The sequence below is a fragment of the Pseudonocardia sp. NPDC046786 genome (assembly GCF_040645415.1).
Classification (GTDB): Bacteria; Actinomycetota; Actinomycetes; order Mycobacteriales; family Pseudonocardiaceae; genus Pseudonocardia; species Pseudonocardia kongjuensis.
Genome location: NZ_JBEYYF010000007.1, coordinates 33,174 through 55,990, shown reverse-complemented (window position 1 = coordinate 55,990; position 22,817 = coordinate 33,174). Strand labels below are relative to the sequence as shown.

The following is a 22,817-nucleotide window of genomic DNA, read 5'->3' as shown; positions in this document are numbered from 1 at the left end:
TGTGAGACTGTTCAGGTGATTCGCCTTCGGTGGCTCGCCGCCGCGTCGCTGTCCCTGTTGCTGCTCGCCGGGTGCTCGGCACCGGCCGTCCCCCCGGAGCAGGCCGCCGGATGCGTCCCCGGGGCGGGCGACGCCCCCACCACCGGCGTGCCGTTCTCCTACGCCACCAACGTCGAGATCGCCGGCGGCGACGGCTACCGGGTGCTGACCGTCCGGCAGCCCTACCCGGGCGGCGCCCTGCAGTCGGTGGTGCTGCTCGGCTGCGAGCAGGACGCCCCGGTCCTCCCGGCCGAGCTGACCGACGCCCCGGTGCTGCGCACCCCGGTCGCGGGCATCTTCGCCTACTCCACCACCCAGCTGCCGATGATCACCGAGCTGGACGTGCTGGACCGGCTGACCGGGGTCGGCTCGCTCGACCTGATCAGCGACCCGGCGGTGCGCGCGCACGTCGAGTCCGGCGCCGCCGTCGAGTTCGGCCGGAACTTCGCGATCGACGCCGAGCGGGTCGTCGCCGAGGACCCGCCGGTGCTGCTCACCGGCGGCGAGGACGACCCGGCCCTGCCCGCGCTCGCGGCGGCCGGCATCCCGGCCGTCGGCTGGGCCGACTACCTGGAGACCGGCCCGCTCGGGCAGGCCGAGTGGATCAAGGTGATGGGCGCGCTGACCGGGCGGGACGCCGAGGCCGCCGCCGCGTTCGACGGCATCGAGCAGCGCTACACCGAGCTCGCCGCCCGGGTCCGCGGCACCGAGCCGACGTCGATCGTCGCCGGTCAGCCCTACCAGGGCAGCTGGCCGGTCGCCGCGGGCGACTCGACGGCCGGGATCCTGTTCCGGGACGCGGGCGCGTCCTGGTCGGGGGAGCGGGCGCAGAGCACCGGGCGGCTGCCGCAGACCCTGGAGTCGGTGCTCGCCGAGGACGGCGACGCCCGGATCTGGCTCGCCGACGGCCCGTGGCGGACCACCGCCGACATCGCCGCTACCGATCCCCGGCTGACCTCGATCGCGGCCGCCGGCCCGGACGGGCAGGTCTGGACCCGGGACCGGTTCCTCGGCCCGACCGGCGGCAACCAGATCTACGAGCGGGGCGTGCTGCACCCCGACGAGATCCTCGCCGACTTGGTCGCGATCCTGCACCCGGAGCTGCTGCCCGGTCACGAGTTCGTCTACTACCGGCAGGTGCCCACCGGATGACCGGTGCCGCGCCCCGGCGCCCGGTGGCCGGCGCCACGCCGTCCCCGGTACCCGAACCGGACCGCTCCGCGCAGCGCTCCGGCGGCCGCGCCGCCGTGGTGCTGGGCCTGCTCGCCGCCGGGGCGCTGCTGCTGTTCGCGCTCGCCGTGTCGACCGGCTCGGTGGTGATCGGCCCGGCCCGGACGCTGTCCGCGCTGCTCGGCGTCGGCTCCCCGGATCCACGGCTGGACCTGCTCGTCACCGACCTGCGGGTGCCGCGCGCGGTGACCGCGGCGCTGGCCGGGGCGGCGCTCGGCACGGCCGGGCTGCTCACCCAGACCCTGTTCCGCAACCCGCTCGCCGAGCCCTACGTGCTCGGCGTCAGCGCCGGCGCCGCGCTCGGCGTCGCGCTGATCACCACGCTCGGCGCGGCCGCCGGTGCCGCCGCGTTCGCCACCGGCGGGCTCGGCGCGGCGCCGGTCCCCGGCGGCCGGCTCGGCATGGTCGGGGCGGCCGCGGTCGGCGCCGGGCTGGTGCTCGGCCTGGTGCTGCTGCTGTCCCGGTTCGCCCGCTCGGTGACCGCGCTGCTGGTGATCGGCGTGATGATCGGCTCGGCGATCACCGCCGTGGTCAGCCTGCTGCTGGTGTGGACCGACCCGGACACCGCCCAGCAGTTCCTGATGTGGGGCCTGGGCAGCGTCAGCGGGGTGGCCCGCGGGGAGCTGCCGGTGCTCGCCGCGGTCGTCGGTGCCGGGCTGCTCGGGGTGCTGCTGCTCGCCAAACCGCTGGACGGCCTGCTGCTCGGCGACGACTACGCGCGCACCGCGGGCGTCGACGTCGGCCGGGTGCGGCTGAGCGTGCTGGTCGTCGCGGCCGTGCTGGCCGGGACGGTCACCGCGTTCTGCGGGCCGATCGGCTTCCTCGGGATCGCGGTGCCGCACCTGGCCCGGATGGCGGTCGGCACGTCGCGGCACCGGGTGCTGGTGCCCGCGACCGCGCTGACCGGGGCGGTCGTCGGGCTGGCCTGCGCGATCGTCGCGCACCCGCCCGGGTTCGGCACGGTGATCCCGCTGAACGTGGTGACCTCGCTGGTCGGGGCGCCGGTGGTGGTCGCGGTGCTGCTGCGCTCCCGGCGGCTGGGCGGGGGCGCCTGGTGAGCGGGCTGGTGCTGGCCGGGCTGACCGTCGGGTACCGGGCCGAGCGGGCGCTGCGCCGCGGCCGCGGCACGCCGGTGCTGTCCGGCGTCGACGCCGTCGCCGGGCGCGGCGAGCTGACCGTGCTGCTCGGCCCGAACGGCGCCGGGAAGTCCACCCTGCTGCGCACCCTCGCCGGGCTGCAGCCCGCACTCGGCGGTTCGGTGACCCTGGACGGCGACGACCTGCTCGCGCTGCGGGCGCCGGCCCGGGCCCGGCGGGTCGGCGTGGTGCTCACCGACCGGCCCGACCCGGGGTTGCTGACCGGCCGCGACGTCGTCGAGCTGGGCAGGCTGCCGCACACCGGTGCCGGTGGCGTGCTCGGCCCCGCCGACGACGCCGCCGTCGACTCCGCGATCGACGCCGTCCGCGCCGGGCCGCTCGCCGGGCGCCCGCTGGTGCGGCTCTCCGACGGCGAGCGGCAGCGGATGATGGTCGCCAGGGCGCTGGCCCAGCGGCCGTCGCTGCTGCTGCTCGACGAGCCGAGCGCCTTCCTCGACGTGGCCGCCCGGGTGGCCCTGCTCGGGCTGCTGCGCCGGCTGGCCCGCGAGCAGGACCTGTGCGTGCTGCTGTCCACCCACGACCTGGAGCTGGCGCTGCGGCTGGCCGACCGGGCCTGGCTGCTCGACGGGGCGGGCGGGATCGTCACCGGCACCCCGGGCGAGCTGGCCGCCTCCGGGGCGGTCGGTGCCGCCTTCGACACCGACGAGCTGGTCTTCGATCCGGGCTCGGGCACGTTCCGGCTGCGGTCCGGCGCCGGGGCCTGACCGCCGCTGCGGCCGCGGCCGGGCGGGCCTAGGTTCGTCGTGAAAGTGTCCCCTGATCCCGAGGAGATCCACGATGCCCGACGCCGCGACCGCGGCCGATCTCGAGGCGCTGCTGCTGACCCGGTCGCTGGACGACCCGGAGCTCGCCGCGGCCACCGAGCGGACCGCCGACACCCCCGTGCTGCCCGACGTGTCGGTGGTGAAGGTCGGCGGGCAGAGCTTCGTCGACCGCGGCCGCGCCGCGGTGTTCCCGCTGGTGGAGGAGCTGCTGCAGGCCCGCGCCGAGCACCGGCTGCTGATCGGCACCGGCGGCGGGACGCGGGCCCGGCACGCCTACGCGCTGGCCGCCGAGCTGGGCCTGCCGACCGGCGTGCTCAGCTCAATCGGCAACGCCGTCGCCGGGCAGAACGCGACCATGCTCGGCTACCTGATGGCCCGACACGGCGTGCCGGTGGTCTCCGGCGGCGGGTTCGAGGCGCTGCCGCTCTACCTGACGGAGTCCCGCGCGGCGATCTTCGCCGGGATGCCGCCATACGCCATGTGGCAGCCGCTGCCGGACGAGGGTGTCATCCCGCCGTACCGCACCGACGCGGGCTGCTACCTGGTGGCCGAGACCTACGGCTGCAAGAACATGATCTTCGTCAAGGACGAGGACGGGCTGTACACGGCGAACCCGAAGACCGACCCGTCGGCGACGCTGATCCCGGAGATCGCCGCCGACGAGCTGATCGAGCGGGACCTGCCGGACCTTGTCGTCGAGCGCCCGGTGCTGCACCTGCTGCGCCGCGCCCGGCACGTCCGGTCGATCCAGGTCGTCAACGGGCTGGTGCCCGGCAACCTGACCCGCGCCCTCGCCGGCGAGCACGTCGGCACGATCATCACCGCCGGAGGTGCGCGATGAGCGGCACGTACCCGAAGGACGTCGAGTCCGCGCTGGCCCGCCAGACCCTGCTCGACCGCGACCGGGTCCGCCCGGTGGACCAGCAGCGGCCGGTGATCCGGATGCTGCCCGCGCTGCGGGTGGTGGTGCTGGGCGGGCGCTCGATCATCGACCGGGGCCGGGACGTGTTGCTCCCGCTGGTCGAGGAGATCCGGACCGCGCTCGACGGCGATCCGCTGCTGATCTGCACCGGTGCCGGGATCCGGGCCCGGCACGTGCTCGGGGTGGGTATGGACCTGGGCCTGCCGACCGGGGCGCTGGCCGAGCTCGCCGGGCGGGAGGCCGAGCAGAACGGGCACCTGGTCGCCGCGTTGCTGGCTGACCGGGGCGTCGCCTACCTCGGCCACGACACCGTCGCCCACCAGCTGCCGGTGCACCTGGCCGCGTCCAACGCCGCCGTCACCAACGGCTACCCGCCGTTCGGGGTGCACGAGTTCCCGGCGGGCACCGGGAAGATCCCGCCGCACCGCACCGACACCGGCGCCCTGCTGCTCGCCGACGCCTGGGGCGCGGCGTCGCTGACCTACCTGCGCGACGGCGACGGCGTGCCCGCCGCCGACCGCACCGCCGCCGAGCTGCTCGCCGGTCCCGCCGGGGCGGCCCCGGTCGACGTCGAGGCGCTGCAGACGCTGCGGCGCACCAAGCACGTCCGGTCGTTCCGGGTGATCGACGGCACCACGCCGGGGAACCTCACCGGGGCGCTGGCCGGCACGCCGGTCGGCGCCCTCGTCACCGCCTGATTCCAAGGCGGGCGCCCCGTCCCTCCCGGGGTGCCCGCCGCGGCGTGGTGGGCGTGTCCGTCCGTACCTGTCCGCGCTTGTCGGTGCTTGTCCGCGCTTGTCAAGGGGCGCCGCGACGAGGTTGCGGCGCCCCGGTTGGCAGGGGATGACACGGTCCCGGCCGGATCCCGCGCTGTCACACCGTCGTCATCGGAGGCAGGGAACGTCGTCGGCTCCGGGAGAGGGGAGCCCATGACCGCCACCGCACCGAAGCCGCCACAGACCGACACCGACGCGTTCCCACCGCTGCGCGAGGCGGTGCCGCTCGGCCTGCAGCACGTCCTGGCGATGTTCGCCAGCAACCTGACCCCGGCGTTCCTGCTCGCCACCGCGGTCGAGGCGACCCCGGAGCAGCGGACCCTGCTGGTGCAGGGCGCGCTGCTGTGCGCAGGGCTCGCGACGCTGCTGCAGACGATCGGGTTCTCGGTTGTCGGCGGCCGGCTCCCGATCATGATGGGCTCCGGCTTCGTGTTCATCTCGGTCGCGGTGCCGCTCGCGGCCGAGCGGGGGCTCGCAGCCGTCTGGGGCGCGGCGCTGGTGACCGCGCTGGTGCAGGTACTGATCGCGCTGAACATCCACCGGATCGCCTGGCTGTTCCCGCCGCTGGTGACCGGGACGATCATCCTGGTGATCGGGCTCGGCCTGCTGCCCTCGGCCTTCACGCTGGCCGCCGGCGGGGCGACCGCGCCGGACTTCGGCGCCGCGGGCCATCTCGGGCTGGCCGCGTTCGTGCTGGTGCTCGCCGTCGTGCTGAACCGCTGGGGGCCCGGCCTGCTGGGGACGGCCGCGGTGCTGGTCTCGCTGGTCGCCGGCTACCTGGTCGCGCTCGCGTTCGGGATGGTCGACCTGGCCGGGGTCGGTCCGGCGGGCTGGGTGGCGGTGCCGACGCCGTTCGCGTTCGGGTTGAGCTTCGACGTGATCGCGATCTTCACGATGGCGGTGGTCGGCGTGGTGAACATGGTCGACTCGGTGGGCACCGTGAACGCCGTCACCCAGGCCGGTGCGCAGCGCCCGGCGACCCGCCGCGAGCTGCGCGGCGGGATCCTCGCCGAGGGCTGCAGCGCCGCGATCGGCGCGGTCTTCTCGGCGCTGCCGACCACGATGTTCAGTCAGAACATCGGGCTGATCGCGCTGACCCGGCAGATGAGCAGGCACGTGGTGACGATCGCGGCGGGCGTGCTGGTCGCGATGGCGCTGCTGCCGAAGGCCGCCGCGGTGATCGGCGCGACCCCGCCCGCGGTGCTCGGCGGCGGCGTCGTGCTGCTGTTCGGGATGGTGTGCGCGATCGGCATCCAGATGCTGGTCACCGACGGGATCGACCAGCGGGCGCTGGTGATCGTGGCGCTGTCGGTCGGTCTCGGGCGCGGCCTGGCCGGGGTGCCGGACCTGCTGGCGCTGCTGCCCGGCCAGTGGCGGCCGCTGCTGGAGTCCGGGGTGGTGGTCGCGGCGGTGGTCGCCGTGCTGCTCAACCTGGTGCTGCCCGGCCGCCCGCGCCGGCCGGACACGGCCCTGGCGTAGCGGTCAGCCCAGCAGCTCGGTCGCGTCGGTGCGGAACTGCATCGACCGGTACGGCCAGTTCGTGGTGGTGTTCCACTGGCTCACCACCAGGTGCAGGTCGTCCAGGGTGGACCCGGGGACGACGTAGCCGCCGTAGAGCTGCGCGACGCGGCCGCGGTCGTGGTCCTCGTCGTCCCAGCCGCAGCCGTGCAGCAGCGTGGTGCGCGGGGCGGCGTGCAGGTCGGCGGTCGGCAGGTCCAGCAGCATCGCGTCGATCCGGTAGTTGCCCGCGTCGAAGAAGGTGAGCAGCAGGTGTTCCCGGCCGTCCGGGCCGGGCACCCGGCGCAGGTTCAGCTCGCCGAACGAGCCGGGGACTGTCAGGGTCGGCGGGTTCCCCCAGTCCCAGCGCTCCCCGGCGAACCCCCACGGCTCCCAGGCGTCGCGCTCGGTGATCCGGTCGGCGGGCACCCGGTGCAGCAACAGGCCGTCGCGGCGCTGGAAGCCGGTGGTGTAGGCGTAGACGTGCCCGTCGCCGCCGTGCTCCCAGGTGAGCTGCTGGAACAGCCCCTGACAGTGCTCGCCGGGCCACTCGCAGCCGGTCCGCTCCCAGCTCACCCCGTTGTCGCGGGAGGCGAGCACTTCGCTCCACAGCACGTTGCCCAGGCCCTTGTTCGCCATCACGTGCAGGTACATCGTGTCGCCGACGGTGATGACGTCGGTGGGCAGGATCGTGGTGACCCGCCGGTGCAGCCGGAACCAGTTGGTCGACGGCTTGTTCACGAGCCGGCAGGCGTACTCGGCGGCGTCGCCGCCGGAGCCGGTCCAGCGCAGGCCGGAGCGGACGCCGTCCGGGTCGGCGAACAGCACCACCGGCGAGCGCCAGCCGGGGCCGCCGACCCCGGCCCGCTCGAAGGTGTCGCCGAACACGGCGACCAGCCGTCCGTCCGGGGCGGTCGTGACGATCCCGAGATCGGTCCCGCCGATCCCGAAGCGGTCCGTGTGCCCGGGCCCGGTCAGGTCGGCGATCTTGGTGGTGACGGCCATGGCGCGACCCTACGACCGGTACCGGCCGATCGCGTCGCGGGTCGCCGGCAGCGCGAAGACCTCGGCGAACACGTCGACGCTGAGCGCGACGGCGTCGTCGAGCGGGTGGTTGCGCCAGGTCTCGAACAGGCCCTTCTGCGCCGCGACGACCTCGCGGGTCGGCGCGCCGACCCGGGCGGCGAGATCGGGGACGGCGGCGTCCAGCCCGGCCGGCGCGCCCGGCCCGGCCGGCACCAGCCGGTTGACCAGGCCGGGCAGCGCGGTGACCGGGTACAGGTCGCCGGTCAGGATCAGCTCGTGCGCCCGCGCCGCGCCGAGATAGTGCGGCAGCAGGGCCGCGTCGACCACCGACGGGATGCCCAGCTTCACCTCCGGCAGCCCGACCCGCACCCCCTCGTGCGCGACCCGCAGGTCGCAGGCCAGCGCCAGCTCGAACGCGGCGCCGACGCAGGCCCCGTTGAGCCGGGCGATCGTCGGGACCGGCGAGCGGCGCACCGTCGCCAGGCAGTCCGCGAGCCGGGTGATGATCGCCCGGCCGTCGCCCGGGGCCGCGCCGGTGAAGACGTCGAGGTGCATCCCGGCACCGAACGCGCGCTCGCCGGTGCCTGTCAGCACGATCACCCGGGTCCGCTCCCCGGCGTCGCGGACGGCGGCGGCGATCGTGTCGATGTCGGCCAGGAGCAGCGCGTTGGCCTGCCCGGGGCGGTCCAGGGTGATCGTCCGGACCGGGCCGTCGTCGGTGACCTGCGGCAGGCCCATCAGCGGGCGGCCGCGACGATCGCGTCGGCGAACACCTGCGGCGCCTCGACCGGCACGAAGTGTCCCGCGCCGTCGACGCCGTGCACCCGCACGTCGGCGAAGAACTCGCCCAGCCGGTCCGACCAGTCCCGGGGGAACAGCGGATCGTGCCCGGGCCACAGGAAGGTGGTGGGCACGGTGATCCGGTCGGCCGGGTCCGGGGCGGTCTCGGCGAGCGAGCGGGCGACCACGCCGCCGCCGGCGCGGTACCAGCCGATCGAGGCGACGAACGCCCCGGGCGACGAGTAGGCGGCGGTCAGGTGGTCGAGCCGGTCGTCGTCCGGCGTGAAGTCCGGGCCGGACCAGTGCGTCCAGAAGTGCCGCAGGTAGGAGCGGGTGGCGCCGATCTCGCCGTCGACCAGCTCGCGAGCGAGATCGAGCTGGTGGAACGACTGGTACCAGAACTCGCGCATCGGGCCCTCGCCGAGGATCCGCCGTCCGACGCCGGGCGCGGGCGGGGTGACGACGAGTGCCCGCAGCAGGTCCGGCCGGTCCCGGGCGACCTGCTGGGCGACCCGGCTGCCGACGTCGTACCCGCCGATCACGACGCCCGTCAGGCCGAGCTCGGTCAGCAGCCCGGCGACGCTGCGCGCCTGCGCGGCGGCCCCGTAGTGCTCGGCCGGGTCCCGGTCGTGCCGGTCGGACCCGCCGAAGCCGCGCAGGTCCGGGACGACGACGTCGTACCCGGCGCCGAGCCGCTCGGCGACGGCGGTCATGTCCGTCCGGTCGCCCGGCCAGCCGTGCAGCAGCAGCACCGGCGGTGCGTCCGGTTCGCCGTGCCGGTCGTAGGCGAGACGGAAGTCGTCGATCGGGTCGGACAGCGGCATCGCGGGGCTCCTCGGGGGTCGGTTCGCCACCTCCGGGGGTACCAGCTCTGCCGCACTGCGGCGACCGGAGCAGCGCGCAACGCTGCCTTCCGCAACGCAAACATCAAGGTTACTGTTCGTCGACCGCCGGGTGACCCGTCAGGGGGAACGATGTCCCAGACACCTGCCACGTCAGCGACACCACGTCACACGCTCCCCGTCCGGACGCTCGTCGCGGCCTCGATCGGGAACGCCGTCGAGTGGTACGACTGGACGATCTACGCGACGTTCTCGATCTACTTCGCGACCCAGATCTTCCCGCCGGAGAACGCCGCGCTGGCGCTGATCTCCACCCTCGCCACCTACGCGCTGGCGTTCTTCTTCCGGCCGCTCGGCGGGATGCTGCTCGGCCGGTTCGCCGACCTGCACGGCCGCCGGACGGCGATGCTGGTGACGATCCTGATGATGGCCGGCGGATCGGTGGTGATCGGGCTGCTGCCGACCTTCGCGATGGTCGGCTGGCTGGCCCCGGTGCTGTTGCTGCTGGCCCGGATCGCGCAGGGCATGTCGCTCGGCGGCGAGGTGTCGAACGCCTCGGCCTACCTGGCCGAGATCGCCCCGGCCGAGCGCCGCGGCCGCTACTCGTCGTTCTTCTACATCTCGACCGGCACCGCGGTGCTGATCGCGTCGCTGATGGGCTTCCTGCTCGCGTCGACGCTGACCGACGAGCAGCTCGCCTCCTGGGGCTGGCGGGTCCCGTTCCTGATCGGCGGGCTGCTCGGCCTGATCGGCATGTGGATGCGCAGGCAGATGGCCGAGACCGAGCAGTTCGAGGACAACAAGGAGGCCGCGGCGAAGATCCGGAACCCGCTGCTGCTGACGCTGCGCGAGCACCCGCGGGCGGTCGCCCAGCTCGTCGGCTTCACCCTGCTGTCCACGCTCTGCTACTACACCTTCTTCTCCGCGCTCACCCCGTTCGCGACGACCTCGCGCGGCGCGGACGCGACCGAGGTGTTCCTGGCGCTGTCGATCGCGACCACGATCTTCGTGCTGCTCCAGTACCCGATGGGCGCGGCGTCGGACCGGTACGGGCGCCGGCCGCAGCTGCTGGTCTGGTCGGCGTCCACGGCGGTGCTGATCGTGCCGCTGTCGTTCCTGATCGGGCCCGGCTTCTGGAACATGCTCGTCGTGTTCACGGTCGGCCTCGGGCTGTACACGATGATGACCTCGATCGCCCCGGCGGTGATGAGCGAGCTCTTCCCGACCTCGGTCCGGGCGCTGGGCATCGGGGCCTGGTACAACCTGACGGTCGCCGTCTTCGGCGGCACCGCCCCGCTGGTCGTGCAGTCGCTGCAGCAGGCCGGGCTGGCCACCCTGTTCTTCGTCTACGTCGCGGTCGGCGCGGCGATCGCGTTCGGCGCGATCCTGACCCTGCCCGAGACGCGGGGGTCGGTCCTGCGCTGACGCTCTGCTCCTGGGCGGGCGATGTTGCGTTCTCGTGTCGATGTCGGCGGCGTGTCGGAGGCGTCCCCGGGACGCGTGTCCGGCCCGTGACCTGCTGGTCGGCGACTTGTGATCGGCCGCCGCTTACGTGCCGCAACGTGTTTCGGGCCGGAAACCGGCGGATCACCGCCGGGCGCCCGGGAATCCGCTGGTCGACGGCACTCTTGACAGGGGGATTCTCCGGGTTGCACCGTGTTGCGGTCAGTACCTCGACGTTGCGTATCAGGCAACACACGCTGTCGGATCGTCTGGTGGCCGCCGGCTCAATCCGTGTGTAGGCACCCCGCCCGGGCGGGGTGCTGCGCGCTGCGCAGCGACGAATTCGCGAGCTGCCCGCGAGGGCACACGGATTCGCACGCAGGAGAACCGCCATGGCGACCACCACCCCCCGCATCGTGATCATCGGCGCCGGTGTCGTCGGCTGCGCGCTCGCCGACGAGCTGACCGCCCGCGGCCACCGGGACGTCACGGTCCTGGACAAGGGCGGCCTGTTCCGCACCGGCGGATCCACCTCGCACGATCCCGGGACGGTGTTCCAGGTCGCACCCGACCGGACCGTCACCCGGCTGGCGGCCGCGACGGTCGCCAAGTACGCGGCGCTGCGCGCGCAGGGTTCGCCCTGCCTGCGCCGGGCCGGCGGCCTGGAGGTGGCGACGACGCCGGAGCGGCTCGCCGACCTGCAGCGCAGGAACGGCTGGGCGGCGGCGGCCGGCGTCGAGGCCCGGATGCTGGAGCCGGGGGAGTGCGCGACGCTGCATCCGCTGCTGGACAAGGAGCGGGTCCTCGGCGGGCTGCACGTCCCCGGCGACGGCATCGCCCGCCCGGTGGACGCGGCCCGCGAGCAGGCCCGGGCGGCGATCCACCGCGGCGCGGTCTTCCTGCAGGGCCGCACGGTGACCGCGGTCGAGCGGCGCGGCGACCGGGTCACCGGGGTCCGGTGCGGTGACGAGCGGTTCGCCGCCGACGTGGTGTTCTCCTGCACCGGGATGTGGGCGCCGCTGGTCGGCACGCTGGCCGGGGTCGACATCCCGCTGGTCCCGATGGTGCACCAGTACGCGCGGACGAACCCGCTGCGCGCGCTGGAGACGATCCACGCCCTGGAGTCGGCGTCCGGGCGACGTGATCCGGTGCTGCCGGTGCTGCGCCACCCGGATGCGGCGCTGCACGTCCGGCCGCACGGGCACCGGCTCGGGATCGGCGCGCACGGTCACCGCCCGATGCCGGTGGCCCCCCGCGAGCTGGACGATCCCGGTCCGGGCGCGGTCATGCCCGCGGAGCGCCGCTTCACCCCGGACGACTTCGAGCCGTCCTGGGCGGCCGCCGCCGCCCTGCTGCCGGTGCTCGGCGACGCCAAGGTCGAGGAGGGCGTCAACGGCGTCCTGCCGGTCACCCCGGACGGGCTGCCGTTGCTCGGCGAGCACCCGGACCTCGCCGGGTTCTGGACGGCCGAGGGGGTCCGGCTGACCCACTCGGCCGGGATCGCCGAGGCGCTCGCCGAGTGGCTGACCACCGGCCGCCCGATGCTCGGCGGCGAGCCGGTCGACCTGTCCCGGTTGCACGTCGACCGGTTCGACCCGGCCGAGCTCGCCCCGCCGGTCGTGCTGGCCCGGGCGGTCCGGGCGTTCGAGCAGGCCGACGACGTGCGGCATCCGCTCGACCCGCCGGACGCCGCCCGGCCGGTGCGCACCACCCCGCTGCACTCGCGGCAGGTCGAGCTGCGCGCGGTGTTCACCGAGTCCGGCTCGGTCGAGCGTCCGATGTGGTTCGGCGCGAACGCCTGGCTGCCCGAGGTCTGCGAGCTCACCCCGCGCCGCGGCTGGGCCGCGCGCAACTGGTCGCCGATCGCCGGGGCCGAGGCGCTGGTCACCCGGCGGGCGGCGGGGATGTTCGACCTGTCTCCGCTGCGCCGGGTCGAGATCACCGGCCCGGGGGCGGCGGAGCTGCTGCAGCGCAGCGTCACCGGCGACGTCGACGGTCCGGTCGGGCAGGTCCTGCCCACCCTCGTGCTGGACGCCGCCGGGGGAGTCCTCACCGAGCTGACCGTGACCCGGCTGGCCGACCGCCGGTTCCTGGCGGTCGTCCCGGACCGGCGCGGGGTCGCCGCGCTGCGCCGGTGGGGGCGCGCCGGGGTGTCGGTCACCGACGTCACCGAGGCGACCGCGGCGATCGGGCTCTGGGGGCCCCGGGTGCCGGCGATCCTGGACGGGCTGGTCCCCGGCGAGGTCGCCCGGCTCGGCCCGCTGCGGGCCGCCGCGTTCCGGCTCGGCGGGGTCCCGGTGACCGGGCTGCGCAGCCCGGCGATCGGCGAGGAGGGCTGGGAGCTGATCTGCTCCGCCGCCGACGCCGAGCGGCTCTGGGACGTCCTCCACGCGGCCGGCGCCCCGCACGGCCTGGTCGCGGCGGGCGGGCACGCCCTCGACGCGCTGCGGATGGAGGCCGGCCTGCAGGCCGCCCCCTCCGCGGAGCAGGGCCCGGACGCCGCGGGCCTCGGCGACGCCGTCGCGATGGGCAAGGGCCCGTTCGTCGGGCGGGCGGCCGTGCACGCGTCCCGGGCGGCGGGCGGGCCGGCGCAGCGGCTGGTCACCCTGGTCCTCGACGACGCCGGATCGGTGCTGCACGGCGGGGAGCCGGTCTACGACCTGCCCGCCCCGCGGCGGTACTCGCGCGATCCGGTCCTGCTGGACGGGGCACCGGACCTGTCCCGGGGCCCGGTGATCGGCCGGATCACCGTCGCCGCGACCGGCTACACCACGGGCACCTCGCTGGCCCGCGCCTGGCTGCCCGCCGAGCGGGCCGATCCCGGCACCCGGGTGTCGGTGGAGCTGTTCGGCCGCAGGCTGACCGCCGAGGTGACCGACCGGGTCCGGTAGCCTCGATCGAAACGATGCCGTTTCGATGGGAGCCAGCATGACGACGGTCGAGCCGGCCGAGACCCTCCGCCGTCTCGCGCACGGCGCCACGGTCGGGGAGGCGCTGGCGTTCTTCGACGGGCTGCCCGCGGTCGAGGTGCCCGAGCTGTTCGGCAGCTGGCGCGGCGGCGAGGTGCCGACCGGCAACCCGATGGACGGCCTGCTGGAGCGCTTCGGCTGGCACGGCAAGCGGTTCGACTCCGCCGACGACGTCCATCCGCTGGTCATGGACCGGCCCGGCGGCGGGCTGTTCAGCCTGCATCCCGGTCTGGTCCCGCTGCCGGTGCTGCTGCCGCTGCTGGCGCGCCGTCCCGGCCTGGTCCGGCATCCCGCGCTGGGCCGGGTCGCCCGCCTGCTGGGCCCGGCGCTCGGCACCCGGGCGCCCAGGGCGCGGCTGCGGCGCACCGAGTACCGCGGCGTCGTCAGCGCCACCATGTGCTACGACGACCTGCCGATCCACGACGTGTTCCGCCGGGTCGACGCGGACACCGTGCTCGGCGCGATGGACCTGCGCGGGCTCGACGCGCCGTTCGTCTTCCTCCTGCGCCGCGAGTGAGCAGCCGGTTCCCGCCGGAGCGCCGCCGGGAGGTGCTCGACGCGGCCCGCCGGCTGGTCGCCGAGCATGGCTTCGAGGGCACGACCGTGGAGGCGGTCGCCGCCGCCACCCGCACCAGCAAGGCGACGCTCTACCGGCAGTGGGGGGACAAGGCGTCGCTGGTGGTGGAGGCGGTGTCGATCGGCAGCGGGATCGCGATCGGCCGGATCGACACCGGCACGCTCGCCGGGGACCTCGGCGCGGTCGCGGACATGCTGGCCGAGCGGGCGTCGGTGAACGTGCCGATCGTGCTCGGCATCGCGCGGGCCGGGCAGCGCGATCCGGCGCTGCTGGCCGCGCTGTCGGCCCGGCTGCTGCCCGAGATCGAGGCGCTGCGCGCGATCGTGGTCCGGGCGGTGGGCCGCGGCGAGCTGTCCGCCGAGCCCCCGGCCGCCCGCTACCTGCAGCACATGCTGACCGGCGCGGTGCTCGCGCCGGCGCTGCTGGAGGGGGCCGGCGCCGCCGTGGACGCGCGGCACCTGCACGGCTATCTCGACGCCGTCGTCCTCCCGGCGCTCGGATCCGGACAACGGGTGCGCGACCGGTCGGGTCCGGTTGCCGACTAAACGATAGCTACCTATCGTTACGTAGATGATCACTGCACCCCGGCTGCCGTTCGACCGCCCGAACATTCTCGAGGTCGCGCCGCTGCACGCGGTCCTGCGCCGGGAGGCACCGGTGGTGCCGGTGCGCACCCCGGTCGGCGACCCGGCCTGGCTGGTCACCCGGCACGCCGAGGCCCGCGAGCTGTTCGCCGATCCGCGGCTCGGCCGCTCGCACCCCGATCCGGAGTCGGCGGCGATGGTCACCGAGGCGGCCGTCATGAACGGGCCGAGCGGCAGCTACGAGACCGAGCAGCACGAGCACGACCGGATGCGCAGGCTGCTCGTCCCGGCGTTCTCGGCGAAGCGGATGCGGCTGCTCGGCGACCACGTCGCCGAGCTGGTCGACGGCTGCCTGGACGATCTGGTGGCGGCCCGCGACGCCGACGGCACCGCCGACCTGCACGAGCACCTGTCGTTCCCGCTCCCGGTGCTGGTCATCTGCGAGCTGCTCGGCGTGCCGTTCGCCGACCGGGAGTACTTCAGCGGACTGTCCGAGCGGGTCGCCGCGATCCGCTCCGGCGGCGACGCCGCCGAGGCGATGGCCGAGTTCCACGCCTACACCGGCCGGCTCGCCGCCCGGAAGCGGGTGGAGCCGGGCGAGGACGTCGTCACCGACCTGGTGCGGGCCCGGGAGGCCGATCCGACCTTCGGCGAGGCCGAGCTGACCCGGCTGGCCGCCGGCCTGCTGTTCGCCGGACACGAGACCACGGTCGGCCGGATCGATCTCGGCGTGCTCCTGCTGCTGACCGACCCGGCGCGCCGGGACGCCTTCGTCGCCGACATCGACGGCCGGCTGCACGGCACCGTCGAGGAGGTGCTGCGGCTGTCCGCGCCGAGCGGACTGGGCCTGCTGCGCTACGCGCACACCGACGTCGAGATCGGCGGGACGACGATCCGGCGCGGCGACGCCGTGCTGATCTCCACGGACTCGGCGAACCGGGACGCGGGCGTGTTCGACGAACCCGAGGCGTTCGACCCGACCCGCCGGCCCAATCCGCACGTCTCGTTCGGCTACGGCGGGCACTTCTGCATCGGCGCCAGCCTGGCCCGCACCGAGCTGTCGACGGTGTTCGCCCGGCTGTTCGCCCGACTGCCCGGGCTGCGCCTCGCCGTCTCGCCGGACCGGCTCGACGTCCGGTCCGACCAGGTCACCGGGGGTGTGCGGGCGCTGCCGGTCAGCTGGTGATCCCGGGCGTGTTCGGGATCGCGTCGACGGTGCCGCCACCGGCACCTACTCTCGGACCCGCCCCGCCTGGCCTCCGCTTGAACGGACGACCGCTCCCGGCCGTAGGAGCCCGGAGCCGGCTACCGGGTGCGGGTGAGGGGGAGACGTGGCGGAGGTGCGGCGCCGGCGGGCGCGTGGTGTGGCGCGGACCAGGGCGGTCCTGCTGGAGGCGGCCGCCGAGGTGTTCGCCGAGCGCGGGTACGACGGCGCCTCGGTCGACGAGATCGCCGGCACGGCCGGGGTGTCCGTCGGCTCGATCTACAGCCGGTTCGGCAGCAAACGCGGCCTGTTCCGGGCGCTGATGACCGAGTACATGGACCGCGACCTGGCCCGGGTTCGGGACGGCTTCGCCGGCGGCCCGGCGGGCGGCCTGCGCGCCCTCGACGACCTGGTGCAGGAGACGGCGGCCTCGCGGCGGGAGACCCTGCTCGACGCCGAGACCTGGGCCTCGGCCATGCGCACCCCCGCGCTGCGCTCGCTGCTCGCTGAGCACGAGAACGGCGTGCGGTCCTCCGCGGCCGCACTGGTCCGGCGCGGCCGGGCGGCGACCGGGCACGAGCTCGGCGTGCCCGACGACGAGTTCGCCGTCGTGCTCACCTCGCTGTTCCACGGACTGTGCCGCCAGCACCGGCTCGATCCCGGATCGGTCCCGCCGGGGCTCTACGCGCGCACCGTGCTCGCGCTGTCCCGCGGGCTGGCCGAGCAGGCGGGCGCCGGGCAGGCCGGCACCGGGCACGCCGGAACCGGGCAGGGCCCCGCCGAGCAGGGCGTCGCCGGACAGGCGGCCGCCGATCGGCCCGGACGCTGAGCCGGACCACCCACCCGGCGGTGGCGGCCCGGACGCCGTTCGCGACGATGGACCTGTGACAGGCACGGCACCCCCGGACACCCGCGCGGACGTCCAGCAGCACCGTTCGATCAACCAGCGGATCGCCGACGAGCTCGGCGCCCGGCCGGACCAGGTGGGGTCGGCGGTGGCCCTGCTCGACGAGGGGGCGACGGTCCCCTTCGTGGCCCGGTACCGGAAGGAGGCCACCGGCGGGCTGGACGACGCGCAGCTGCGCACCCTCGAGGAGCGCCTGCGCTACCTGCGCGAGCTCGAGGAGCGGCGCGCGGTGATCCTCGACTCGATCCGCTCCCAGGGCAAGCTCGACGAGGCCCTGCAGGGCCGGATCGAGGCCGCCGAGTCCAAGGCCCGGCTCGAGGACATCTATCTGCCCTACAAGCCCAAGCGGCGGACCAAGGCGATGATCGCCCGCGAGCAGGGCCTGGAGCCGCTCGCCGATCTGCTGCTCGGCGATCCCACCCGCGACCCGCACACCGAGGCCGCGGCCTTCGTGACCGCCGGCAGCGGTGACGACGACCCGGGCGCAGCGGTCGCCGACGCCGGTGCCGCGCTGGAGGGCGCCCGGGCGATCCTGGTCGAGAGGATCGGCGAGAACGCCGACCTGGTCGGCGGCCTGCGCGAGCGCATGTGGTCGCGCGGCAGGCTGGTCACCCGGGCCCGCGAGGGCAAGGAGAACGACCAGGCCGCGGCCAAGTTCTCCGACTACTTCGAGTTCTCCGAGGCGTTCACCACCCTGCCGTCGCACCGGATCCTCGCCGTGTTCCGCGGGGAGACCGAGGACGCCCTCGACGTCACCCTCGATGCGGGCGAGGACGAGGAGCCGACCTCCTACGAGCGGATGATCGCCGCCGAGTACGAGATCGCCGACCGGGGCCGGGCGGCCGACGCCTGGCTGCTGGGCGTCGTGCGGTGGGCCTGGCGGACCCGGCTGCAGACCGCGCTCGGGATCGACATCCGGGTGCGGCTGCGCACCGTCGCCGAGGAGGGCGCGATCGGCGTCTTCGCGACGAACCTGCGCGACCTGCTGCTCGCCGCGCCGGCCGGCACCCGCACCACGATCGGCCTGGACCCAGGTCTGCGCACCGGGGTGAAGGTCGCGGTGGTCGACGCGACCGGCAAGGTCCTCGACACCGCGGTGATCCACCCGCACGAGCCGCGCAACGACCGGGCCGGCGCGCTGAAGACGCTGACCGCGCTGTGCACCAGGCACTCGGTCGAGTTGATCGCGATCGGCAACGGCACCGCGTCCCGGGAGACCGACGCGCTCGCCGCGGAGCTGATCAAGGCCAACCCCGGGCTGAAGCTGACCAAGGTGATGGTCTCCGAGGCCGGCGCGTCGGTGTACTCGGCGTCGGCGTACGCGTCGGCGGAGCTGCCGGACATGGACGTCTCGCTGCGCGGCGCGGTCTCGATCGCCCGTCGCCTGCAGGACCCGCTCGCCGAGCTCGTGAAGATCGACCCGAAGTCGATCGGCGTCGGCCAGTACCAGCACGACCTGCCCGAGTCGGCGCTGTCCCGGTCGCTGGACTCAGTGGTCGAGGACTGCGTGAACGCGGTCGGCGTCGACCTGAACTCCGCGTCGGCGCCGCTGCTGCGCCGGGTGTCGGGGATCTCCGAGTCGCTGGCCGGGGCGATCGTCGCGCACCGGGACGCGAACGGGCCGTTCCGCTCGCGCACTGCGCTCACCGAGGTGCCCCGGCTCGGCCCGAAGGCGTTCGAGCAGGCCGCGGGCTTCCTGCGGATCCGGGACGGCGACGAGCCGCTGGATGTGACCGGTGTGCACCCGGAGTCCTACCCGGTCGTCCGGCGGATGGTGGAGCGGACCCGGCTCGACGTGTCCGCGCTGATGGGCAACGCCGCGCGGCTGCACCAGATCAAGCCGAAGGACTACGTCGACGACACGGTCGGCATCCCGACCGTCACCGACATCCTCGCCGAGCTGGAGAAGCCCGGCCGCGACCCGCGCCCGGCGTTCCGCACCGCCACCTTCGCCGACGGCGTGCACCGGATATCCGACCTGCGGCAGGGGATGCTGCTGGAGGGCGTCGTGACGAACGTGGCCGCGTTCGGCGCGTTCGTCGACGTCGGGGTCCACCAGGACGGGCTGGTGCACGTGTCGGCGATGAGCAAGGACTTCGTGTCCGACCCGCGGGACGTGGTGAAGTCCGGCGACGTCGTCAAGGTGAAGGTGCTGGAGGTCGACGAGGCCCGCAAGCGCATCTCGCTGACGCTGCGCCTGGACGACGAGCCGGGTGCCGCGCAGCGCGGCGGGAACCGTGGCGGGCCCGGCGAGCGCGGCGGGCGGCCGGGCGGCGGCCGTGGTGGTCCGGGGGACCGCGGCGGCCGGCAGGGCGGCGGGGCGCAGGGCGGCGGCGGGAACCGCGGCGGCAAGCCTGCCGGCGGGAACCGCCGGGACGACCGCAAGCAGCCCGGCCCGTCGAACGACGCGATGGCCGAGGCGCTGCGCCGGGCCGGCTTCGGCAAGGGCTGAGCAGAACCCGGTGGGCAGAACCCGGTGATCGCCGGGGTGGTGCGTCGGGCCGCGGATTCCGCGGACCTGTGCACCATCCCGGCGATCTGCATCGGGTGGCCCCCGCCGGCCGGTGGGAGCGGACAAGTGTCCGTTCAGCGACGCTGCAGTGCAGGGGGCAGCAGCATCCGGCGCGGGTCGACCAGCGCCAGCGCGGCGATGCCGACCAGCGGCAGCAGCGCCAGCTGCACCAGCCCGGCGCCCTGCCACCCGGACGCCTCCACCAGCCGGGCGAATACCAGACCGGACACGGCCGCGGCCACGTAGTAGGTCAGGATGAACAGCCCGGCGCCGCGGCCGACGTGCTCCGGGCGTACCGCCCGCTGCAGCACGGTGCTGCAGTTGGTGAACAGCACCCCGCTGGCGAACGTGCCCATGAAGAATGCCAGCACGTACTGGGCGCCGGTCCCGGTCACCACGGTGTAGCCGAGCAGCCCGGTGATCCCGGCGCCGGCGAAGCCGATCAGCAGGAGCAGCCGCTGGTCGACCCGGTCGGCGAGGTAGCCGACGGGCAGCGCGGTCATCGCGCCGAAGCCGACCAGGGACGCGGCCAGCGCGGCCTGGCCGGGGCTGAACTCCAGCTGCTCGCGCAGGAACGTGGGGTAGAGCCCCAGGAAGCCGTAGAACACCAGGCCCGACACGGCCGAGCAGATGCTGAACGCGAGGGTGTTGCGGTTCCACGGCGTCGGGGGGACGTGGTCGTAGGCGGCGGCCCCGGCGTGGCCGGAGCGGCCGGCGAGGGCCTCGGTCATCGACCGCGGGACGGCCACGACCAGGACCGCCGCCATCAGGATGCCGGCTCCGCCGAAGACGTAGAACGGGATCCGCCAGGAGTCACCGGCGGTCGCCAGGGACTGGCCGAGCACCGGCCCGAGGAACACGCCCATCCCGAAGGCCAGGCCGACGAACCCGGCCGCGAACGCCCGCCGGTGGAAGAAGAAGGCGCCCAGGATGGCGTAGATCGCGGTCGCCTGGACGCCCTCGCCGACCCCGCTGAGCAGCCGGTAGGCGGCCATGTCGACGAACCCGGCGGAGAACGGGATGGCCACCGTCCCGAGCGAGTACACCAGCACGCTGATGATCACCACGGTCTTGCGGGACACCCGGTCCAGCAGGTAGCCGGCCGGGATGCCGGTCAGCGCGAGCCCGAGCGTGAAGCCGGTGGCGAGCAGGCCGGACTGGTCGAGGGTGAAGCCGTACTCGGCCCGGATCTCCGGGACCAGCGGGTAGAAGACCTGCCGGTCCATCGCGTTGAGCATGTACGACAGGCACAGCGCCGCGAACCCGACGACCACCGCCGCTCCGGACAGGCGGGCCGGTGCTGCGGGCGGCTCGGACGCGGGCTCTCGGTCGTCGGGAACGGTGGGCTGGGCCATCGCAACTCCTGCACGCTCGGAACGTCGTTGTCCGCCTGTCGGACATATGTCCGGATTACTGGATCCTCGGTCACGGCCCGATGGGTGTCAAGAACGTTGCGATTCAGAGGAGGGGGTCGGGGGTTCCGGGGTGTCGATCACCGGCCGGAACCGTACGAGAGCGTGACCTGCGATATCGGTGGCCTCGGTCACGTCGGACCCGCCGTACGGGAACCGACAGGACGTGGAAGAATGGACATCTGACGGCCGCCGGGTACGACGGTGGCCGCGAGCCCCGGAGGTCTGGGTTCACCGGCACAACGAGTGTCGCGCGCGGGCCTGGCGGGCTGGGAGCGGGCGAGATCCGCCCGACGACACGTGCGCATCCCCATGCGCGAGCCTTGAGGACCGAGTGAACACCCTGCTGGAACAGCCCCCCTACGCCGACGCCACCGAGAACACGATGGACGACGGCATTTCCGAGCACACCCCCGAGCAGACCCCCGAGTCGGACGCCACGCCGACGTTCGCCGAGCTGGGCCTGGCGGCGCAGCTGGTGTCCGCACTGGACGGGCTGGGCTACGAGACACCGAGCCCGATCCAGGCCGCGGCGATCGGCCCGCTGATCGCCGGCCGCGACCTGCTCGGGCAGGCCGCCACCGGCACCGGCAAGACCGCGGCGTTCGCGCTGCCGATGCTGCAGCGCCTCGCCGACGGCCGGGCGTCCCGCGACCGCGGCGCCAAGCCGTTCGGCCTGGTGCTCGCCCCGACCCGCGAGCTCGCGATGCAGGTCGGCGAGGCGATCGCGAAGTACGGCGCCGGGTTGGGCGCGACCGTCGCCACCGTCTACGGCGGCGCACCGATCGGCCCGCAGCTGGGCAGGCTGCGGCGCGGCGTCGACGTCGTCGTCGCCACCCCGGGCCGGGCGATCGACCTGATCAACCGTGGCGCGCTGGCGCTGGACGCGATCGAGGTCGCCGTCCTGGACGAGGCCGACGAGATGCTCGACATGGGCTTCGTCGAGGACATCGAGACGATCCTCGGTGCCACCCCCCGTGGCCGGCAGACCGTCCTGTTCTCGGCGACCATGCCCGGCCGGATCCAGAGCCTGGCCCGGACCCACCTGAGCGACCCGGCCGACATCCGGATCAAGAAGGAGGCCACCCCCGAGGGGGAGGCCCCGAAGGTTCGGCAGACCGCCTACCACGTGCCGCGCAGCCACGTCACCGTCGCGCTGGGCCGGGTGCTCGAGATGGAGCAGCCGACCGCGGCGATCGTGTTCTGCCGCACCCGCGCCGACGTCGACGCCGTCACCGAGACGCTGACCTCCCGCGGCCTGCGGGCCGAGGCGCTGCACGGCGGCATGGACCAGGAACACCGCACCCGGGTCGTCGAGCGGCTGCGTGCCGGTCGCACCGAGCTGCTGGTGGCGACCGACGTCGCGGCCCGCGGCCTGGACATCGACTCGCTGACCCACGTCGTCAACCACGACGTGCCGTCCTCGCCGGAGTCCTACGTGCACCGGATCGGCCGGGTCGGCCGGGCCGGGCGCGAGGGCGTCGCGATCACCCTGGTCACTCCGGGCTCGGTCCGGCACCTGCGCAACATCGAGCGGCTGATCGGCGCCCCGGTGCCGTCGGCCCCGGTGCCGACCCCGCACGACCTGCGCACCGTGCGGCTGGCCCGCACCGCGCTGGCGCTGCGTGACCAGGTCGGTGCCGACGAATCCGCCGGCGAGTCGTCGGTGGACGGTGTCGACGAGCTGGTCCTCGACCTGGCCCGCGACCACGACCTGGCCTCGATCGCCGCCGCGGCGATCCGGCTGGCCCGGGCCGACACCTCGGTGCCAGACGACGAGATCGAGATCCCGGAGGTCCGCTCCCGCGGCGGGCGTGAGCGTGGCCCGGACACCCGCGGCCCGCGCCGGGACGGCCGCCCCGGCGGCGCGCGCGGCCAGGGCGCCCGCCCGCCGAAGGCCGGCACCACCCGGCTGTTCGTCTCCGCGGGCCGCGCCTCCGGCGTGCGACCGCAGGACATCGTGGGCGCGCTGGCGAACGAGTCCCGGCTCTCCGGCCGGGACATCGGCGCCATCCAGATCCACGAGCGGCACGCGCTGGTCGAGGTACCCGAGCACGCCGCCGAGGACGTGCTGCGCTCGCTGCGCGGCGCGACCACCCTCAAGGGGCGCAAGGCGAACGTCCGCCGGGACCGGGACGGCGCCGGCGCCTGATCCGGCCACGAGAAGGGCCCTGCG

General features: G+C 74.8%; 18 protein-coding genes. 14 read left to right on the top strand and 4 right to left on the bottom strand.

The features are described from left to right. The first annotated feature begins 15 nt into the window (after positions 1 to 15). The 6 genes from ABZ881_RS10875 to ABZ881_RS10850 all read left to right on the top strand — a co-directional run bounded on the left by ABZ881_RS10875 (position 16) and on the right by ABZ881_RS10850 (position 6,367). A complete protein-coding gene (locus ABZ881_RS10875) occupies positions 16 to 1,191 on the top strand; it encodes an ABC transporter substrate-binding protein (protein ID WP_358483666.1) in 1,176 nt (391 codons plus the stop codon). Continuing rightward, positions 1,188 to 2,327 (top strand): iron ABC transporter permease, encoded by a 1,140-nt coding sequence (locus tag ABZ881_RS10870; protein ID WP_358483664.1) that lies wholly within the window; start codon positions 1,188 to 1,190, stop codon positions 2,325 to 2,327. The genes ABZ881_RS10875 and ABZ881_RS10870 overlap by 4 nt, the downstream gene beginning before the upstream one ends. Continuing rightward, complete coding sequence (locus ABZ881_RS10865) at positions 2,324 to 3,130, top strand: ABC transporter ATP-binding protein (protein ID WP_358483663.1); 807 nt, start codon at positions 2,324 to 2,326, stop codon at positions 3,128 to 3,130. The genes ABZ881_RS10870 and ABZ881_RS10865 overlap by 4 nt, the downstream gene beginning before the upstream one ends. Before the next feature lie 73 nt (positions 3,131 to 3,203). Beyond that, complete coding sequence (locus ABZ881_RS10860) at positions 3,204 to 4,031, top strand: uridine kinase (RefSeq protein ID WP_358483661.1); 828 nt, start codon at positions 3,204 to 3,206, stop codon at positions 4,029 to 4,031. Continuing rightward, the gene (locus ABZ881_RS10855) at positions 4,028 to 4,810 is read left to right on the top strand and encodes a molybdenum storage protein subunit alpha (protein ID WP_358483659.1); all 783 of its coding nucleotides are present in this window, start codon (positions 4,028 to 4,030) and stop codon (positions 4,808 to 4,810) included. Before ABZ881_RS10860 ends, ABZ881_RS10855 begins: the two co-directional genes overlap by 4 nt. 231 nt (positions 4,811 to 5,041) lie before the next feature. Beyond that, entirely contained in the window at positions 5,042 to 6,367 is a 1,326-nt protein-coding gene (locus tag ABZ881_RS10850; protein WP_358483658.1) for a solute carrier family 23 protein, read from the top strand. 3 nt (positions 6,368 to 6,370) lie between these two features. On the opposite strand, the gene ABZ881_RS10845 is transcribed toward ABZ881_RS10850, so the two are convergent. The 3 genes from ABZ881_RS10845 to ABZ881_RS10835 are packed head-to-tail and all read right to left on the bottom strand — an operon-like array spanning position 6,371 to position 9,015. Beyond that, positions 6,371 to 7,390, bottom strand: a complete 1,020-nt coding sequence (locus ABZ881_RS10845) for a DUF4185 domain-containing protein (protein ID WP_358483657.1) — start codon at positions 7,388 to 7,390, stop codon at positions 6,371 to 6,373. Between the two features lie 9 nt (positions 7,391 to 7,399). Then, positions 7,400 to 8,149 carry an enoyl-CoA hydratase-related protein gene (locus ABZ881_RS10840; RefSeq protein WP_358483656.1) on the bottom strand — a complete coding sequence of 250 codons (750 nt, stop codon included), beginning with the start codon at positions 8,147 to 8,149 and terminating at the stop codon, positions 7,400 to 7,402. Beyond that, on the bottom strand, positions 8,149 to 9,015 hold the full coding sequence (locus ABZ881_RS10835) for an alpha/beta hydrolase (RefSeq protein WP_358483654.1): 867 nt from the start codon (positions 9,013 to 9,015) through the stop codon (positions 8,149 to 8,151). The genes ABZ881_RS10840 and ABZ881_RS10835 overlap by 1 nt, the downstream gene beginning before the upstream one ends. Before the next feature lie 150 nt (positions 9,016 to 9,165). Between ABZ881_RS10835 and ABZ881_RS10830 the strand changes: the two genes are divergently transcribed. From ABZ881_RS10830 to ABZ881_RS10800, 7 genes are all read left to right on the top strand, one after another. After that, positions 9,166 to 10,458 (top strand): MFS transporter, encoded by a 1,293-nt coding sequence (locus ABZ881_RS10830; RefSeq protein ID WP_358483652.1) that lies wholly within the window; start codon positions 9,166 to 9,168, stop codon positions 10,456 to 10,458. Between the two features lie 410 nt (positions 10,459 to 10,868). Next, the gene (locus ABZ881_RS10825; protein ID WP_358483651.1) at positions 10,869 to 13,367 is read left to right on the top strand and encodes an FAD-dependent oxidoreductase; all 2,499 of its coding nucleotides are present in this window, start codon (positions 10,869 to 10,871) and stop codon (positions 13,365 to 13,367) included. Positions 13,368 to 13,404: 37 nt separating this feature from the next. Continuing rightward, on the top strand, positions 13,405 to 13,962 hold the full coding sequence (locus tag ABZ881_RS10820; protein ID WP_358483650.1) for a DUF4334 domain-containing protein: 558 nt from the start codon (positions 13,405 to 13,407) through the stop codon (positions 13,960 to 13,962). Beyond that, positions 13,959 to 14,567 (top strand): TetR/AcrR family transcriptional regulator, encoded by a 609-nt coding sequence (locus ABZ881_RS10815; protein ID WP_358483649.1) that lies wholly within the window; start codon positions 13,959 to 13,961, stop codon positions 14,565 to 14,567. The genes ABZ881_RS10820 and ABZ881_RS10815 overlap by 4 nt, the downstream gene beginning before the upstream one ends. 25 nt (positions 14,568 to 14,592) lie before the next feature. After that, positions 14,593 to 15,792, top strand: coding sequence for a cytochrome P450 (locus tag ABZ881_RS10810; protein WP_358483648.1), 1,200 nt, complete (start codon positions 14,593 to 14,595; stop codon positions 15,790 to 15,792). Between the two features lie 145 nt (positions 15,793 to 15,937). Then, positions 15,938 to 16,639: a TetR/AcrR family transcriptional regulator gene (locus ABZ881_RS10805; RefSeq protein WP_358483647.1), complete on the top strand. Its 702-nt coding sequence runs from the start codon at positions 15,938 to 15,940 to the stop codon at positions 16,637 to 16,639. 55 nt (positions 16,640 to 16,694) lie between these two features. Continuing rightward, the gene (locus ABZ881_RS10800; protein WP_358483646.1) at positions 16,695 to 19,169 is read left to right on the top strand and encodes a Tex family protein; all 2,475 of its coding nucleotides are present in this window, start codon (positions 16,695 to 16,697) and stop codon (positions 19,167 to 19,169) included. A gap of 134 nt (positions 19,170 to 19,303) precedes the next feature. Here the strand turns inward: ABZ881_RS10800 and ABZ881_RS10795 are convergent, their stop codons facing one another. Continuing rightward, positions 19,304 to 20,584, bottom strand: coding sequence for an MFS transporter (locus ABZ881_RS10795; RefSeq protein ID WP_358483645.1), 1,281 nt, complete (start codon positions 20,582 to 20,584; stop codon positions 19,304 to 19,306). Positions 20,585 to 20,975: 391 nt separating this feature from the next. Between ABZ881_RS10795 and ABZ881_RS10790 the strand changes: the two genes are divergently transcribed. Further along, entirely contained in the window at positions 20,976 to 22,793 is a 1,818-nt protein-coding gene (locus tag ABZ881_RS10790; protein ID WP_358483643.1) for a DEAD/DEAH box helicase, read from the top strand. Positions 22,794 to 22,817 lie beyond the last annotated feature (24 nt).

Coding starts and splice junctions, on each gene's coding strand:
- ABZ881_RS10870 (WP_358483664.1), top strand. CDS start 1,188: ATGACCGGTGCCGCGCCCCGGCGCCCGGTGGCCGGCGCCACGCCGTCC.
- ABZ881_RS10795 (WP_358483645.1), bottom strand. CDS start 20,584: ATGGCCCAGCCCACCGTTCCCGACGACCGAGAGCCCGCGTCCGAGCCG.
- ABZ881_RS10830 (WP_358483652.1), top strand. CDS start 9,166: ATGTCCCAGACACCTGCCACGTCAGCGACACCACGTCACACGCTCCCC.
- ABZ881_RS10835 (WP_358483654.1), bottom strand. CDS start 9,015: ATGCCGCTGTCCGACCCGATCGACGACTTCCGTCTCGCCTACGACCGG.
- ABZ881_RS10855 (WP_358483659.1), top strand. CDS start 4,028: ATGAGCGGCACGTACCCGAAGGACGTCGAGTCCGCGCTGGCCCGCCAG.
- ABZ881_RS10825 (WP_358483651.1), top strand. CDS start 10,869: ATGGCGACCACCACCCCCCGCATCGTGATCATCGGCGCCGGTGTCGTC.
- ABZ881_RS10850 (WP_358483658.1), top strand. CDS start 5,042: ATGACCGCCACCGCACCGAAGCCGCCACAGACCGACACCGACGCGTTC.
- ABZ881_RS10820 (WP_358483650.1), top strand. CDS start 13,405: ATGACGACGGTCGAGCCGGCCGAGACCCTCCGCCGTCTCGCGCACGGC.
- ABZ881_RS10860 (WP_358483661.1), top strand. CDS start 3,204: ATGCCCGACGCCGCGACCGCGGCCGATCTCGAGGCGCTGCTGCTGACC.
- ABZ881_RS10810 (WP_358483648.1), top strand. CDS start 14,593: ATGATCACTGCACCCCGGCTGCCGTTCGACCGCCCGAACATTCTCGAG.
- ABZ881_RS10845 (WP_358483657.1), bottom strand. CDS start 7,390: ATGGCCGTCACCACCAAGATCGCCGACCTGACCGGGCCCGGGCACACG.
- ABZ881_RS10840 (WP_358483656.1), bottom strand. CDS start 8,149: ATGGGCCTGCCGCAGGTCACCGACGACGGCCCGGTCCGGACGATCACC.